The sequence below is a fragment of the Henriciella barbarensis genome (assembly GCF_003576345.1).
Lineage (GTDB): Bacteria > Pseudomonadota > Alphaproteobacteria > Caulobacterales > Hyphomonadaceae > Henriciella > Henriciella barbarensis.
Map to the genome: position 1 here is coordinate 25,522 of NZ_QWGB01000004.1, position 16,109 is coordinate 41,630.

The 16,109-nt window shown below is 60.1% G+C and carries 13 protein-coding genes and 1 tRNA gene; 6 read left to right on the forward strand and 8 right to left on the reverse strand.

Annotation, left to right across the window (positions count from 1 at the left end; all coding sequences use genetic code 11):
* Positions 1–289 precede the first annotated feature (289 nt).
* From D1224_RS01375 to D1224_RS01400, 6 genes are all read left to right on the forward strand, one after another.
* On the forward strand, positions 290–2,413 hold the full coding sequence (locus D1224_RS01375; protein ID WP_233350344.1) for a TonB-dependent siderophore receptor: 2,124 nt from the start codon (positions 290–292) through the stop codon (positions 2,411–2,413).
* 26 nt (positions 2,414–2,439) lie between these two features.
* Positions 2,440–3,027 (forward strand): hypothetical protein, encoded by a 588-nt coding sequence (locus tag D1224_RS01380; protein ID WP_119378153.1) that lies wholly within the window; start codon positions 2,440–2,442, stop codon positions 3,025–3,027.
* A 14-nt stretch (positions 3,028–3,041) separates the two neighbouring features.
* The gene (locus D1224_RS01385) at positions 3,042–4,526 is read left to right on the forward strand and encodes a PepSY-associated TM helix domain-containing protein (RefSeq protein WP_119378154.1); all 1,485 of its coding nucleotides are present in this window, start codon (positions 3,042–3,044) and stop codon (positions 4,524–4,526) included.
* A gap of 162 nt (positions 4,527–4,688) precedes the next feature.
* Positions 4,689–5,363 carry a guanitoxin biosynthesis heme-dependent pre-guanitoxin N-hydroxylase GntA gene (gene gntA / locus D1224_RS01390; protein ID WP_119378155.1) on the forward strand — a complete coding sequence of 225 codons (675 nt, stop codon included), beginning with the start codon at positions 4,689–4,691 and terminating at the stop codon, positions 5,361–5,363.
* Entirely contained in the window at positions 5,360–5,962 is a 603-nt protein-coding gene (locus D1224_RS01395; RefSeq protein ID WP_119378156.1) for a DUF1989 domain-containing protein, read from the forward strand. Before gntA ends, D1224_RS01395 begins: the two co-directional genes overlap by 4 nt.
* Complete coding sequence (locus tag D1224_RS01400; RefSeq protein ID WP_119378157.1) at positions 5,955–6,230, forward strand: hypothetical protein; 276 nt, start codon at positions 5,955–5,957, stop codon at positions 6,228–6,230. Before D1224_RS01395 ends, D1224_RS01400 begins: the two co-directional genes overlap by 8 nt.
* Positions 6,231–6,319: 89 nt before the next feature.
* On the opposite strand, the gene D1224_RS01405 is transcribed toward D1224_RS01400, so the two are convergent.
* The 8 genes from D1224_RS01405 to carB all read right to left on the reverse strand — a co-directional run bounded on the left by D1224_RS01405 (position 6,320) and on the right by carB (position 16,005).
* Positions 6,320–6,396: transfer RNA gene (locus D1224_RS01405), tRNA-Met, on the reverse strand.
* Positions 6,397–6,484: 88 nt separating this feature from the next.
* Positions 6,485–7,591, reverse strand: a complete 1,107-nt coding sequence (locus D1224_RS01410) for an NAD(P)/FAD-dependent oxidoreductase (RefSeq protein WP_119378158.1) — start codon at positions 7,589–7,591, stop codon at positions 6,485–6,487.
* A gap of 7 nt (positions 7,592–7,598) precedes the next feature.
* Positions 7,599–8,738 (reverse strand): serine hydrolase domain-containing protein, encoded by a 1,140-nt coding sequence (locus tag D1224_RS01415; protein ID WP_119378159.1) that lies wholly within the window; start codon positions 8,736–8,738, stop codon positions 7,599–7,601.
* Positions 8,739–8,886: 148 nt separating this feature from the next.
* Complete coding sequence (gene trxB / locus D1224_RS01420) at positions 8,887–9,855, reverse strand: thioredoxin-disulfide reductase (protein WP_119378160.1); 969 nt, start codon at positions 9,853–9,855, stop codon at positions 8,887–8,889.
* 93 nt (positions 9,856–9,948) lie between these two features.
* Positions 9,949–10,866 (reverse strand): cation diffusion facilitator family transporter, encoded by a 918-nt coding sequence (locus tag D1224_RS01425; protein ID WP_119378161.1) that lies wholly within the window; start codon positions 10,864–10,866, stop codon positions 9,949–9,951.
* A 77-nt stretch (positions 10,867–10,943) separates the two neighbouring features.
* Entirely contained in the window at positions 10,944–12,038 is a 1,095-nt protein-coding gene (locus D1224_RS01430; RefSeq protein ID WP_119378162.1) for a mitochondrial fission ELM1 family protein, read from the reverse strand.
* Positions 12,039–12,183: 145 nt separating this feature from the next.
* The gene (greA, locus tag D1224_RS01435) at positions 12,184–12,657 is read right to left on the reverse strand and encodes a transcription elongation factor GreA (RefSeq protein WP_119378163.1); all 474 of its coding nucleotides are present in this window, start codon (positions 12,655–12,657) and stop codon (positions 12,184–12,186) included.
* Positions 12,658–12,726: 69 nt separating this feature from the next.
* Entirely contained in the window at positions 12,727–16,005 is a 3,279-nt protein-coding gene (carB, locus tag D1224_RS01440) for a carbamoyl-phosphate synthase large subunit (protein WP_119378164.1), read from the reverse strand.
* Positions 16,006–16,109 lie beyond the last annotated feature (104 nt).

The following is a 16,109-nucleotide window of genomic DNA, read 5'->3' on the forward strand; positions in this document are numbered from 1 at the left end:
ACGGCTGGAGAGACGTCAAAGCATGGCTGTCGCCAGACAACGAAAAAGGGAGACCAAATAGGTCTCCCTGATCCACTCTACGCGGTATACTCTACCAAGCGCCTCTATAGACTACTTGCATTCAAGAATCCAGTGGCGAAACGCTTCGTACGCAGGTGCCGTTGCCGCTTCCGGGGCAGGCTGCGCAATTCCTCAAAAAAATGTCTGCAAATGCGATTGACTCGCAAAAGTGGGCTCGCTAGTGCGCGTGGAATTGAAAATCATTCGCATTCTCGAAAGTTGAGGGATCATGGGGTATCGAACACTCGCAGCAGTGCTGGTTATGTCAGTGAGCACGAGCGCACTCGCAGTCGCGCAGCAGGCCGCGACCGCTGAAGACGCTGACAGTCGTCAGGAAACCATCATCGTAACGGGAACGACCGCATTCGGTGCGACCAAATCCGACACCCCAATCGTCGAGACCGCGCGGACCCTGTCTGTCGAAACCGCCGAGATGTTCATCGACAAGGGCGCGCTGAACCTCGCCTCTGCCCTGACCTATGTCGCGGGCGTGACCGCAGAGCCTTATGGCCTTTCAACGCGTGGAGATTTCCCGCAGTCACGCGGACTGGTGCTGCCGCGCTATCGCGACTCCATCCAGGAGCTCTTCGGCAGCTATAACTCTACCCGGGCGGACCTCTACACCGTTGAGCAGATCGAAGTCCTGAAAGGGCCAGCTTCGGTGCTTTACGGGCAGGGCTCACCGGGCGGCATCGTCAACTATGTGTCGAAAACGCCGCGCGATACATTTGGCGGCGAGCTGCGCGCGGAGGTCGGCAATTTCGATCGCTATGAAGTGGCAGGCGACGTTACCGGCCCAATCGGCGGCGAGGACAACCCGTTTTCTTTCCGGCTCGTTGGTCTCTATCGTGACACCGGAACGCAGGTTGATCAGGTCGACGAGGAGACGAAAGTCTTCATGCCGTCGCTGGCCTGGCAGGCAACGCCTGACACGCGCTTCACACTCATCGGCCTTGTGCAGGACACTGACAGCGACACGGCGGCACAGTTCCTTCCGATCAAAGGCACACTCGAACCACTTGACGATGGAAGCTATCTCGACTGGCAGGTCTATGCTGGCGAGGAAGGTTTCAACCGCTACAATACCAGTTCTGAGCAGGTCACCCTTCTGGGTGAGCACCGCATCAACGACAATCTGATGATTGAAGGCACGGCGCTCTGGCGTTCGGGCGAGGCGGACTATCACCAGGCCTGGCCAGCCTTCATTGGCGGTACCCGCTACATCAATGACGTGCTCGGCGTGAATCTCTTCACCGACACGACTGTTGCCCGCACTTTCTATCAAGGCGACAACACGTTCGATCAGCTGGCCGGCGATATCCGCCTGCGGGCTGATTTCACGACCGGCGCGCTTGAGCATGAGCTGCTGGCGGGCGTCCAGCATCAGGATGTCGAGACTGACAGCAACACATCCTACTATTTTGCAGGCGGTGCGCTGGCCGGTGATTTCCGCTACGTGCTGGACCTGAAGAACCCCGTTTACACAGGCGCTCCCGATCAGTCGGTATTCGACGCGATCTATAATAATGCGCCAACACAGACGACTAAGGATACGGGCGTCTACCTGTCCGACCAAATGGCCTATGATAAATGGCGGTTCACAGCAGGCATCCGCTTTGACAGCGTTGAAAATGAGGGTGGCGCGGTCAGCCAGGAAGACGACGCCGTCTCTACGAGCTTTGGTGTCCTCTACCGCTTCGACAATGGCTTCTCGCCTTATGTCAGCTATGCCGAAAGCTTCGAGGCGGTCGTTGGAACCGACAGCAATGGCAAGCAGCTGGAGCCGGAAGAGGCGCGCCAGTACGAGGTCGGTTTCAAGTATGAGCCGCGCGGTATCCCGGGCATCATCACGGCATCGTACTACGATATCGAGATATCGAACCTGCCGAACCCGAACTCTCTGCCTGGGAACGCTGCGCAGCAACAGGGCACCTCGACGTTGAAAGGGTTCGAGGCCGAAGCCCGCCTGCAATTCGACGAGATCTATTTCCAGGCGGCTGCCTCCACCATTGATGCCGAAGACCCGAATGGCTTCCAGCTCTCGGCAATCCCGGAAACGCAAGCTTCGGTCTGGACGACCTGGCGGCCGGACGGGGCATGGAAAGGCTTCAAGGCGGGCGCTGGCATCCGTTATGTCGGCGAGACCGTGTCCGAGAATGCGGCCCTTTCCTACACGACGCCGGACTATACGCTGGGCGACCTAATGGTCGGCTATGAGTGGGACCAGTGGGACTTTGCCATCAATGCGCGCAACATCACCGATGAAGACTATCTCACCGGCTGTCTGACGCGCGGCGACTGCTTCCCGGGCCTGCGCCGCACCGTAGTCGCCAGCCTCAGCTACGACTTCTAGCCAACCAGTAGGGGAGACCGCCCGTCATGAGCACGTTTGAATGGAGCCTGTTCCTTCTGGCCGCTGCTGCGGGGCTCGGCGGTCTCTACATCCTTTATACTGCGTGGAAGCGGCCCGGTCGGCCCTTCCACGTAGCGGGCGGTTGGGCGCTGCTTCTTGCAGCGGTTGTGGCCGGGTTTGTCGCCAATGGAGATCGCGGACTGGCACAGATCAGCGTCATCGTGATGGTGGCTGCCTGCATCTACCTCGCCATTCCGATGATGAGAGGTGTGGCGCTTCCTGTCGCAGGCGTTCGCCAGCGGGCGGGGGTCGGTGACACGCCTGTCCTTTCTTCCAATCGCGTGCTGAGCGGGCTTGCAGGTGTCTGGACTTTCCTGCTCACCGGCCCAATCGCTGGCGGCATCGCCTTGTTCTGCGCTGCGGGCCTGTTCAAACTCATGCGCGCTGCATCTGTCAGCGTCGCGACAGCGGGTGCGACCACCATCATCGCGTCTGTTGTCATCTGGGCTGTCGTATCCGTGCTGCTTCTCATGGAGCCGCGGGCAGGGCGACGTTCTGCTTACGCTGGTGGTGCGCTTATCTTCAGTCTCATCGCCGCCTTCGCGCCGCTCTAGAAAGGAATTTTTCCATGGCGACTTCCATCTGGCCAAAGTCCAGCAAGGCGCGCGTCGACAGGTCCCTGTCGGCGCATTCGGTTATGGGGCTGGTGATCAGTGCGCTCATGTTCATCGTCTGCCTGTCGGGCACGGTGGCAATGTTCGAGGATGAGATCGGCTGGTGGGAGAACCCTGTCCAGGCGCCGGTGGAGACCGTCTCGCCAGATGTCGCGCAAGCGGCTGCCAACAATGTCTTCGAGACGCAACCCGACACAACCCATCTCTATCTCTACCTACCTCGCGACAACTGGCAGCGTTTCGTTGTCGGCGGCGATGACGGGCTGGAAACGGCGAATGCGCAGGGCGCCATGACAGGCGGTTATGACACGGCATGGAACGACTTCCTTGTTCATCTTCATTACTATCTTAGCCTGCCAACCAGTTTCGGTATGATCGTGGTCGCCATACTGGGTGTCATGCTGGTGGCGATGGCGGTGTCTGGCCTGCTGGCGCACCCACGCATATTCCGTGATGCGTTCCGTCTTCGCACAAAGGGCCAGGCACGTCTGGTGCAGGCAGACCTGCACAACCGGCTCAGCGTCTGGACCGCGCCTTTCACGATCGCGATCGCATTGACCGGTGCAATGATCGGTCTGTTCGTTGTGGTGGCGATGGTGCTCGCGCAGACGAGCTTTGACGGCAATCCTCGCGCTCTGACCGAGTCCATATTCGGCGCTGAGGGCGAAATTGATGAGAGCCCGGCGCCGCTTGCCGATGTCCGTGCAGCGATGATCATGCTGGAAGAGATGGCGCCTGAAGCCAATCCTTTCCTTGCGATCGTCCACGACCCCGGCACGGCAAGCCAGCACACCACGATCTATGGCGAGCACACGGACCGGCTGGTCTATGGCGAGATGTACGAGTTTGACGCAGACGGTACCTATACTGGCAAGGCTGACTACACGGACGGGGAAGCAGGCAAGCAGATCGCCATGTCGACCTATCGGCTCCACTTTGGCGACTTTGGCGGGCTTGCCATGAAAGCGGCCTATTTCCTCATGGGGGTTGGTCTCTGCATCGTCGTGGCGGCAGGGCTGAATATCTACTTCCTGAAACGGGCCGAGGCCGGGCGCGGCATGCCGCGTCTCGAGGCGGCATGGGCTGCGCTCGTCTGGGGCAGCCCGGCCCTGCTGGCGGCAACGCTGACGGTTAGCCTGCTCGGAATCAGCATGGTCACCCTGACTGGACTGTTCTGGCTGGGAGCGGTTGCGCTTTGCGGGCTCGGGCTGGTGCTGCGCGATCAGGTGAAGACGTCGCGCTGGATGCGATTTGGCCTGGGGGTTTCACTCTTTGCCGCTGTTGGTGTGCACGCGGTGCGCTTCACTGGAAGCTATCAGTGGGCACATGTGTGGTCCGTCAGCCTCTGCTTCATGATTGCAGGCATGCTGCTCATGGTATGGCCCATTCTGTCAGAACGGACTTCGACGCCTGCTTCTGTGGTCGCCGCCCGGCCCTAGAACGAAATGCGGAACTGTTTCCGGCTGATTTGCCCGACAAGCTACGCATTCGAATAACCTCGGATAAGTTGTGGTGCCATGAATCGCCTCAATGCGAGGTGGTATCGGAACCATGAAAGTTCGGCCGGAGTTTATGATGCGCTCGTCTAATGGAGACATCATATGACAAACGGCCAAGAACCGGTTGTAGAACGCTTCGAAGATTTCATTTCTTCGGACAATTTCCCTTGCGTTGGTGCCAAGTCGGCACTGGTTCGCCAAGGGCTCGAAACCCGTTGCTACCGGTCCATCTTGCGCACCTCTGACGATTTCGAGCTTCAGCGAGAGCTGACGAAATTTCTCGGCGCCATCGATGTAAACAGCCCGGTCGTTCAATCCTTCGCTGCTATCTTTCCCGATGAAATACCGCCGACGGAAACTGACTTCGAGCGCGCGCTGTGGGACCGGCTCCAGTCGCTCCACAATCTCGACGTCGCTGCCGGGCGGTCCTGGGCGGATAATGTGTCAGAAGACCCTCAGTCCAGCCATTTCTCAATGAGCCTCGGCGGCCATCCCTTCTTCGTGGTTGGGCTGCATCCTGCCGCATCCCGACCGGCGCGCCGGTTCGAATACCCGGTGCTGGTTTTCAATTCGCATGATCAGTTTGAACGGCTTCGGGAAGACCGGCGGTATGAGAAGCTGCAGAGCGTCATTCGCGAGCGGGACAAGGAGCTGTCCGGTTCGATCAATCCGATGCTGGCCGATCACGGTTTTGGCGCGGCCGCTGCGCAGTATAGCGGTCGAGAGGTCAATTCCGATTGGGTCTGTCCATTCGAGAAAAAGGAGTTGGCAAGTTGACGGTGAGAATCCCTCCAAGGTCCGGTAAGGGCTTCACTTTGAAAAAGGGCGAAATCCTCAAGGTCACTGACCCGCAGGGCGAACAGGTTTCGGACATGGTCGCCTTCAGCGCGGCCGATACGAAGGAGTATCTCTCGTCCGGCCGCTCCATCGACTATGCGAGCAGGATGTTTCTCACAACGGGTGACATTCTCTACTCCAATCGGAGCAACCCGATGTTCGAGATCATCGCCGACGACGTAAAGCGGCATGACTTCACCTTGACGCCCTGCTCGCGTGAGATGTTTCGCAAGCTCTATGATGAGACCGATCCACCGCCAGGCTGTCAGGGCAATCTGGAGATGGCGCTGGAGCCTTACGGAATTGAATCAGACCGGGTGCCGATCGCCTTCAACATCTTCATGCATGTGGCGGTGGATAGCGAGACCGGGGAAATTGAGGTCAGACCCCCACTGAGCAAGGCGGGAGATTCGATCCAGCTGCGCGCTGAAATGGATATGATCGTAGCGCTGACCGCCTGTTCTGCCGGCCAGTCCAATAATCATACCTACAAGCCGATCGACTTCGAACTCCTGTCGAAGGAGCGCGAAGATGGTTGATATCCTCACATGGTTTGCTTCGCTCTCGTGTATCGTCGCAGCGCTGCTGGTCTCGTTGAACGCCGGCGCGAAATGGTCAGGCCTCGGCTTCCTGATTTTTTCTCTCTCCTCAGCCGCATGGGTCTGGGCCTCCACGATGCAGGAAGAGGCGCCACTCGCGCTGCAGAATATCGTACTGCTCGGGATCAATCTGTTCGGGGTCTACCGATACCTCTGGCAGCCTGCCAGGAGCCAGAAGTCGAAGCGTATGCGTGAAGCGACCAGCTAGCAGGGCGCGCGACACATTCGCGAAAGCCTAAGCTGCAGCAGCGAGCCTACGTCGTCTGACTAGTGTTGCGAAACAAGCCGGAAATAGAGTGGTGGTTCGGGGGAGACTTGAACTCCCGACCTCACGATTATGAGTCGTGCGCTCTAACCAGCTGAGCTACCGAACCGATAGGGCCCATGGGGCGTTTCGCAGCCTGCCTCATAAGGGGCTGCGAAGCGGGCTGAATACACATTGCCGTTGGCTCGTGCAACCGCCTAATCCAGCAGGCCTGCGACATGGTCTGCGATGGCGAGTGAAGAGGTCAGGCCGGGGCTCTCTATGCCAATGAGATGAATGAGGTGTTCGCTTTCCTTGCGGATCATGAAGTCGCCAGAGGGCGCGCCTTTCTCAACGATCTTGGGCCGCACGCCCGCATAGTCCGGCGTCAGCGCACCTTCCGGGAGGCCGGGCCAGTAACGGCGGGCAGATTCGTAGAAGAGCGGCGCGCGTGCGGGATCGACCTGATAATCGAAGGGCGGTCTGGCATCGTCCGGTAACCATTCAGCGTCGGGGCCAAGCTTGCCGCGGCCTGCGAGATCCACAGTAAGGTGCAGGCCGAGACTGGCTCTGCCCGGCATCGGGTAGATAAGCCGCGAGAATGGCGTCTTGCCGAGTATGCTGAAGTAGCTGCCCTTCACATAGTGGGGTTCTGGCAGGTCGATGTCTGCGTCTATGAGGCGGGCAAGCTCTATCGAACGATGGCCGGCGCAATTGATGACGGTGCGGGCGGTGATCTTTGAAGGGGTTGCGCCGCCTGTGATGAGTTCCACGCCGCCTGGCGTGCGGCTGCCTTCGGTTACGGGTGTGCCAAAGGCGATCATGCCGCCTGCGTCCTCGAGCTCTCCCTGAAGTGCGAGAAAGTAGCCATGGCTGTCGAAGATGCCCGAGACCGGCGAATGAATAGCCGCAGCGATGTCTCCGCTAAGGGCTGGCTCCAGCCGCCGGGCTTTGACGCCGGATATGATCTTGAGGTCCTCAACATCGTTATCACGGGCGCGGGCGAGGATATCCGAGAGCTGGTTCTCTTCATCTGGATGAGCGACGACGAGCTTGCCGCAATTCTTGTGCTCGACACCATGATCATCGAGATAGGCGTACAGCTTGCGCCGGCCTTCGACGCAGAAGCGCGCCTTCAGCGACCCCTTGGGGTAATAGAGCCCGGCATGGATGACTTCCGAATTGCGCGAGGAGGTATGGCTCGCGATCAGGTCTTCGGCTTCAAGCACGATGACATCGCGCCGCTTTTGGGCGCAGGCGCGGGCCACCGCGAGCCCGATGACGCCGGCGCCGATGACGACAAGATCTGCCTCAAGCGTTTCCATGGTACTCCTAGGTCGCGGCGAGGGCCTGCCAGGTGGCTGCGGCAAGTTCGATAGCGCGCATGTCGCCGGTGGTCGTGCCTTCCATGCGGTTCATGGCGTAAGCGATTGTCGTGCGGGCGGCCATGTCGATGAGGACAATAGAGCCGCCATACCCCCCCCAGAACATCGCCTCTTCATGGAGAGCAGGCGACATCGCACCGGACAGGCCAAAGCCCATCCCGAAGCGCACAGGCATGTCTAGAACAAGGTCTGTTCCCTCAACCTGACACTCCAGCGCCTTGCGGCAACCGGCCTCTGACAGGAACCGCTTGCCGCCTGACGCACCGCCATTGGCGAGGACGGTATGGATTTGGGCGACCGAGCGCGCATTGCCGGTCCCGCCCGCTGCCGGGATCTCGGCGCCGCGCCAGTCACGCGTGCGCGTTTCCATCACGTCGATGGCCGGGTTGGAGAAAGCCGCCTTCTTGATGTCGGACGTAAAGCTCATCCCGCCAGCCGGCACAGGGGGCGGCTGTAGGTCAGCGACACGGGCATCTTCCGAGGCAGGCAGGCCGATATGGAAGTCTGCGTCCAGCGGGCCTGCGATATCTTCGCGGAAGACAGTGCCAACTGTGCGGCCAGAGGCGCGGCGTATGACTTCGCCGACGAGATAGCCTTGCGACAGTGCATGATAGCCGGGGGCTGTTCCCGGCTCCCACATAGGGGCCTGGGCGGCGAGCAAGCTGGTCGCAAGGTCCCAGTCGTAAAGCATGTCCTTGTCGGTGGGTTCGGTCCAGCCAGGAAGGCCCGCCGAGTGGCTCATCAGGTGCGAGACCTTGACGTTCTTTTTGCCGTTGGCGGCAAATTCCGGCCAGTACTCGGCGACCGGCGCATCGAAATCGATGAGGCCCTTGTCGGCGAGATAGAGGGCAGTGAGCGCCGTCATCGTCTTGGTCGTCGAATAAACGTTGACGATGGTGTCTTTTTCCCAAGGGCGTGTCTTTTCCGGGTCGGCATGCCCGCCCCAGAGATCGATGATCGTCTCGCCATCCTTGGTGACGCAGAACGACGCGCCGATATCGGCCCCGCTCGACAGGTTTTTCTCAAATTGTTCGCGCACAGCTGCGAATTTCTCGTCAGCCTTTCCGTGCACCGTGCCGTCTGCCATGGCGCTTTACCTCCCCATCTTTCTCATTTTGTCGAGAAAGACTAGGAGCATGGTGTCCGCCCGGCAATGGGCGTGTGATCAGAACATAGCTGAAGGGTGGCAGGCCATGACTCCGCCGCGGTAAAGAAGAATTTGTTCGCCGCCCTGACTACTCGGCGGCGACGGCCTCATTGATGGCGACCTGTTCTTCCAGCCAGTGCTCGGCCTCGAGCGCGGCCATGCAGCCCATACCAGCGGCTGTAACCGCCTGGCGATAGGTCTCATCGGTCACGTCGCCAGCGGCATAGACGCCTGGAATATTCGTTTTGGTCGTACCCGCCTCGGTAATGATGTAGCCATTGGCCTTCATATCGAGCTTGCCTTTAAAGAGCTCGGTCTGCGGCGCGTGGCCGATCGCGATGAAGACGCCGTGCACGTCACGCGTTTCCTCTTCGCCGGATTTCACGTTCTTCAGGCGTGCGCCCGTTACGCCGGGAGGGTTGTCCTCACCGATGACTTCTTCGAGCACAGTATCCCAGAGCACTTCGACCTTCGGATGCTTGAAGAGGCGGTCCTGCAAGATTTTCTCAGCGCGGAAGCTGTCGCGGCGGTGCACAACGGTGACCTTCGAGGCAAAATTGGTCAGGAAGAGCGCTTCTTCGACAGCCGTGTTGCCGCCGCCAACGACGATGACTTCCTTGCCGCGATAGAAGAAGCCGTCACAGGTCGCGCAGGCTGAGACGCCAAAGCCCTGATACTTTTCTTCAGATGGCAGGCCGAGCCATTTCGCCTGTGCGCCCGTACAGATGATGACAGCGTCGCCCGTGTAGATGGTGCCGCTTTCGCCCGTGGCGCGGAAGGGGCGGCTTTCGAAATCAACCTCGGCGATGTGATCTTCGGAGACCTTGGTACCCATCTTCTCAGCATGTTCGCGCATCTTCTCCATCAGCTCGGGGCCCTGGATTTCAGCGAAGCCTGGATAGTTTTCCACTTCGGTAGTGATGGTCAGCTGGCCGCCCGGCTGAAGGCCCGCGACAACGCGTGTGTCGCGCAGGGCGCGGGCACCGTAGATCGCGGCTGTCCAGCCTGCCGGACCGGATCCGATGATCAGGATTTCAGAATGGATTGTCTCGCTCATCGCCCGCTCCGGTCTTTGTGTTCTGGGCTACAGGTATGGGGATTCTTTGCCGGTGAATAAAGCCCCCGAGGTGCGTAGCAGCCGTGCAAACTGTCAGGGCAGGTTGGGCGCCTTGTGGACCTCGACCGTCGCATGATCGACGCCAAACTGCTGCTGCAACCGTGTTTTGACGGCGCGCCGCACTGTATCGAGACAGGCGCCATCGCGAGCAACCACTTCGAGCGTGACGAGAGGTTTCTGTTCTGTCAGGGCCCAGGCGTGGATGTGGGTAACACGGGCAGCGTTCTCGAGATTAGTCTCAAGGTCTTTCTTGATGTCGTCCGGACTGACGCCAGGTGGCACGCCTTCGATCAGGATATGCGCGCTTTCACGGGTCACACGCCAGCCGCCCACGGCGATGATCAGCGCAACAACGACCGAAAGGATCGGGTCGATAGGTGTCCAGCCTGTCGCAAGGATGAGGATGGCGGCCACAATTGCGGCGACGGAACCAAGGAGATCACCTGCGACATGCCAGATCGCGCCGCGCATATTGAGATCATCATGGTCGCCGCCATGCAGGATGAAGAAGGCGATGATATTCACGATGAGGCCCGCGATCGCTACGCCTAGCAGGATGCCGCCAAGAATGGGCTGTGGCTCAAGAAGGCGATTGATCGCTTCCCAGATAATCCAGACGGCGAGCGCCAGCAGCGCGAGGCCGTTCACAAAGGCGGCGAGCACCTTGAAGCGGGCAAAGCCGAAACTGCGAAGGCCATCTGCGGGCCTCGCTGCCAGCCGGAAACCGACCCATGCCAGCGCCAGCGAGCCAGCATCGGTCAGCATGTGAGCCGCATCTGCCAGAAGCGCTAGCGAGCCGGAAATGATACCGCCCACAACCTCTGCCCCCATGAAGGCGAAGGTCAGGAAAGCGGCGATTGCGACGCGCTTGCGAGCGTCAGCCGTCTCCGTCACCGCATGATGATGGCGGTGCTCATGTTGTCCAATGCCGTGCGAATGCGTGTGGGCCATGCCTGCAAGATCGTGGGGCTTGCGTGAAAGTCAAGAAAAATGCTGAAAAAACAGTTAGTTGAGAATGTGATTACGTCTCATTCCAACCAATCGGGCAGGACAACGGATTGATCTTTCACGTCTTTCAGGGCGGGCTGTGGATGGCGCGCGATGAGCTTTCCAATAATCGCGTCTGCAACCCGGTCTGCTTCGCGCAGCGGCGGGTACTGCCACTGGCCCAGAGTGCCATCAAACCAGCGCGCACAGCCCTGCGAGATGAGGCTTGCATGCAGGCGGTCGAATTTCGGGCTGGAGCCTTCAAGGCGGGCAATGTGGATAGGCAGGGCGTGCCAGGCGGCGTCCGAGAGCATGTTGGCGCTGTCCTCGGTCACGATGGCGGCGTCTGAATAGAGAAGCCAGGCGAGGTAAGGGTTCTGGCCATCCTGCGGCCCGGACCAGAAGCGCGCGCCCACCTTGTCAGCGAAGGCGCGGAAGCGGGCAACGATTTCGACCGGGGTGCGACGGGAGGCGGTGATGCGCAGGCGCCATTTCTGCTGAGCGAGGGCCGCGAGTTGGACTTCGAGGCGGTCAGCGGCGCCCTCAGTAAATCGGTGCGCCTTTGAGTTGCCGCCGAGGATCACGATGCAGGATTTACCCTGCTCGTCGGCGAGGTCGGCGAAAGTCTGCCCGGCGGTTTCGATGTCGTCGGCTGCAAAGTGAGACGGCGAACCGACCGTCTGGATTACGTTCGCGCCGGTAACGTCATCATGCTGCGGTACGACGAGGAGGTCGAATTTGTCGGCTGAGGTCTTCGGGTCGAGGATCTGGACCGTCAGTGTGCACCCACCAGACAGCTCCCTGATCCGCGCGGTATAGGGCGCGCTGCGGCGGCCTGCAGCTATCCAGACATCAGGAAAAGGGGGCTGGAACGGGCTGCGCTGGTCTTTCGGTAGGGCAGCGAGGGGCAGGGGCCAGTTCCCGCCCGGCAGTATCGTCCATGGCGCGCGGGGTGTAAGCACAATTGGCGTCTCGCGGTGGCCCTGTCCGGCGATATGGGCAACCTGCATCCAGCGGCCAGTACTGGACAAAGCGCGCATGACGGCGCGGACTTGCGCGGCATTGCCTGCGCGTCCGTCTGAGACACCCCAGACCGAAGGGCCTAGCTGTTCGTCGGCAAGAGAGGCCGGGTCCATGCTGGGTGCGCCTTTCCAGTGTGGTTATGGTCAGGCTCATCTTGTGCCAGTTTTCGCAGAGGCATGCACCCGCGCTTTCATGTGGAAAAGAAAAAGCCGGCAAGGAGGTCCCTGCCGGCTCTCGGATCTTTCAGCGGGATGCCGCCTAGGTGAACTCGACATTCTCGATTTCATAGACACGGGCGCCGCCGGGTGCTGCGACTTCTGCCTCATCACCCACCGTCTTGCCGATCAGCGCGCGGGCAATCGGCGACTGGATGGACACCTTGCCCTTGGCGATATCGGCTTCGTCTTCACCCACAATGCGATAGGTGACTTCTTTTTCGGTGTCGGCATCAATGAGAGTGACGGTAGCCCCGAAAACGACCTTGTCGCCTTTGAGCTTGGTCACATCGATGACTTCTGCGCGGGCGAGCTTGTCTTCAAGTTCAGCCACGCGGCCTTCGATGAAGCTCTGCTTTTCCTTGGCAGCGTGATACTCGGCGTTTTCCGACAGGTCGCCATGCTCACGCGCTTCGGCGATAGCCGCGATGACAGCCGGGCGTTCAACCGACTTCAAATGCTTTAGTTCTGCGTCGAGGGCAGCGTGCCCTTCGGCGGTCATAGGTGTTCTTTGCATATCGAGAATAACCGTCTGTTTAACGTGTCAGCGTCCGTCTAAACGCGAATTGCGTCAAGTGGGGTTGTGTCAGGCCTGCTGCAAGGGGCGAACCGTAAGCTCGCGTTCACGCAGTGCGCGGATGCCCTGAACCGATGCGATCGAGGCTGCGAGCGTCGTGAAATACGGGATCTTGCGGGTAAGGGCCGTGCGCCGGATCGAGGCGGAATCCTTGAGCGATTGTGCACCCTCGGTTGTGTTGAAGACGAGCTGCACGCCGCCATTGATCATCCGGTCAACGATGTGCGGCTGGCCTTCAATGACCTTGTTGATGCGATCAACCGCAATGCCGTTCTCTTCGAGGAAGCTGGCCGTGCCGCTGGTCGCGATAAGGCTGAAGCCCATCTCGACAAGCTCGCGGGCGGACGGCAGGACGGCGGCCTTGTCGCTGTCCTTCACCGAGATGAAGACGCAGCCTTCGCGTGGCAGGTAAACATCCACAGCGATCTGCGACTTCAGGAAGGCCGCACCGAAATCATCATCCCAGCCCATCACCTCGCCGGTTGAGCGCATTTCCGGGCCGAGCGCCGGATCGACGCCCGGGAAGCGCGCAAACGGGAAGACTGCTTCCTTGACCGCGATACGGCGTGGCTTGGCCTTGCTGAGGTCGAATTCGCTGAGTGAAGCGCCGGCCATGACCTTGGCGGCGATACTGGCGATGGGGGCGCCGACGGCTTTTGCCACGAAGGGTACGGTCCGGGAGGCACGGGGATTGGCCTCAAGCACATAAATCTCGTCGCCTTTGACGGCGAACTGGATGTTTATAAGCCCGCGAACCTTGAGCGCACGCGCGAGCGCCGCCGCAGAATCGGACAGGCGCTGAATGATCTCGGCCGAGAGTGTATAGGGCGGCAGGGCGCAGGCGCTGTCACCTGAATGGACGCCCGCTTCCTCGATATGCTCCATAATGCCGGCGACGTGGACATTGGTCTCGTCGCAGAGTGCGTCGACATCCACCTCAATGGCGTCAGAAAGATAGCGATCAAGGAAGAGAGACTGGTCGCCAGAGACTTTCATCGCTTCCTTGGCGAAAGCGCGCACATCATCATCGTCGCGGCAGATTTCCATGGCGCGGCCCCCGAGCACGAAGCTCGGGCGCAGCATGATCGGATAGCCAAGCTTGCGCGCCATTTCGAGCGCTTCTTCCTCGGAGCGCACCGTGGCGGATGGGGCCTGTTTGATCTCAAGCCGGTCGAGCAGGGCGGCAAAGCGCTCGCGGTCTTCGGCGAGATCGATAGAAACCGGGCTGGTTCCGAGGATAGGAACACCTGCATCGTGCAGCGGGGTGGCAAGCTTAAGCGGCGTCTGGCCGCCAAACTGGACGATAACGCCCTGCAACTCTCCCTTGCCCTGTTCCTTGGCGATGATTTCGGAGACGTGCTCATGGGTCAGCGGCTCGAAATAGAGCCGGTCCGAGGTGTCATAGTCGGTCGAGACGGTTTCGGGGTTGCAGTTGACCATGATCGACTCGATGCCGACCTCTTCCATCGCAAACGCAGCATGGCAGCAGCAATAGTCGAACTCGATACCCTGGCCGATCCGGTTTGGACCGCCGCCAAGGATGATCGCCTTCTTGCGATCCGAGACGTTCGCCTCATCATCGGCTTCTGTCTTACCGTAGGGCGGGTGTTCATAGGTCGAGTATAGATAAGGTGTCTTGGCCGCGAATTCGGCGGCGCACGTGTCGATACGCTTGTAGACCGGACGCACGCCAATATCATGGCGAGCCGCGCGGACAGCGGTTTCGGACTGGCCGGTCAGCTCAGCGAGGCGCGCATCTGAAAAGCCCTGTGCCTTCAGCTCTGTCAGGCTGTAGCGGTCGGTTGGAAGCCCGTCACGGCGCACATTGGCTTCGGTCTCGATGAGGCCAGCGATCTGGCGCAGGAACCAGCGGTCAATGCTGGTGATCCTGAAGACCTCCTCGACGCTGAACCCTTCGCGGAAAGCCTGGGCTACATGGAGCAAGCGGTCGGGTGTGGGGCGGGCAAGCGCCGAATGGAGCGCTTCGCTGCCGGTTACTTCAGATTCGTTGAAGCCGGTAAGACCGGTTTCGAGCGAGCAGAGCGCCTTCTGGACGCTTTCCTGAAAGTTGCGGCCGATTGCCATGGCTTCGCCAACGGACTTCATCGCAGTCGTCAGGGTCGGCTCGGATCCGCGATACTTCTCAAAGGCGAAACGCGGGATCTTGGTGACCACGTAATCGATCGTCGGCTCGAATGATGCCGGCGTCACACCAGTGATATCGTTATCGAGTTCGTCGAGCGTGTAACCAACGGCCAGCTTGGCAGCGATCTTTGCAATCGGGAAGCCTGTCGCTTTGGAAGCCAGCGCGGAGGAGCGAGAGACGCGCGGGTTCATCTCGATCACGACGAGGCGGCCATTGTCCGGATTAACTGCGAACTGGACGTTCGAGCCGCCGGTTTCCACACCGATCTCTCGCAGGACTGCCAGAGAGGCGTTGCGCATGATCTGGTATTCGCGGTCGGTCAGCGTCAGGGCGGGCGCAACAGTGATCGAATCGCCCGTGTGCACGCCCATCGGGTCGATGTTCTCGATCGCGCAGATGATGATGGCGTTGTCCGCCTTGTCGCGGACGACCTCCATCTCGAATTCTTTCCAGCCGAGGAGGCTCTCGTCGACGAGGACCTGAGCGACCGGGGAAGCAGCAAGGCCGGACCGCACGATCTCTTCATACTCTTCGACATTATAGGCAACGCCGCCGCCCGTGCCGCCAAGTGTATATGCCGGGCGGATGATGGCTGGCAGGCCGACAAAGTCGAGTGCTTCCATGGCGCGCTTCAGGCCTTCGATCCGGTCATAGCCGGTGATCTTGCCAGCTTCATTCTTGATCTCAGGCGCGGCGACGATGGTGGCGCGCGGGTTTTCGAGACCAATGCGGTCCATGGCTTCGCGGAAGAGGCCGCGGTCTTCGGCCATTTCAATCGCTTCGGCGCGCGCACCGATCAGCTCGACGCCATACTTGTCGAGGATGCCGTCCTTGTAGAGGTCAAGGGCGCAGTTAAGCGCGGTCTGGCCGCCCATGGTTGGCAGGATCGCGTCAGGCTTTTCGGCCGCGATGATCTTCTCGACGAAATAAGGGGTGATCGGTTCGACATAGGTTGCGTCAGCCATGTCCGGGTCGGTCATGATCGTCGCCGGGTTCGAGTTCACCAGGATGACGCGGTAGCCTTCATCCTTGAGGGCCTTGATCGCCTGGACGCCGGAATAGTCGAACTCGCAGGCCTGGCCGATGATAATGGGGCCGGCACCGATAACGAGGATGGATTTAAGGTCGGTGCGTTTTGGCATCTCATGTCCTCGTCATTTCATGACCAATGGTCAAACGGGTGCGCTATAGCGGCGCTTGAGGGCAGGGGGCAAGACCGCAAGCAGGGAAAACTGACGAATGTCTG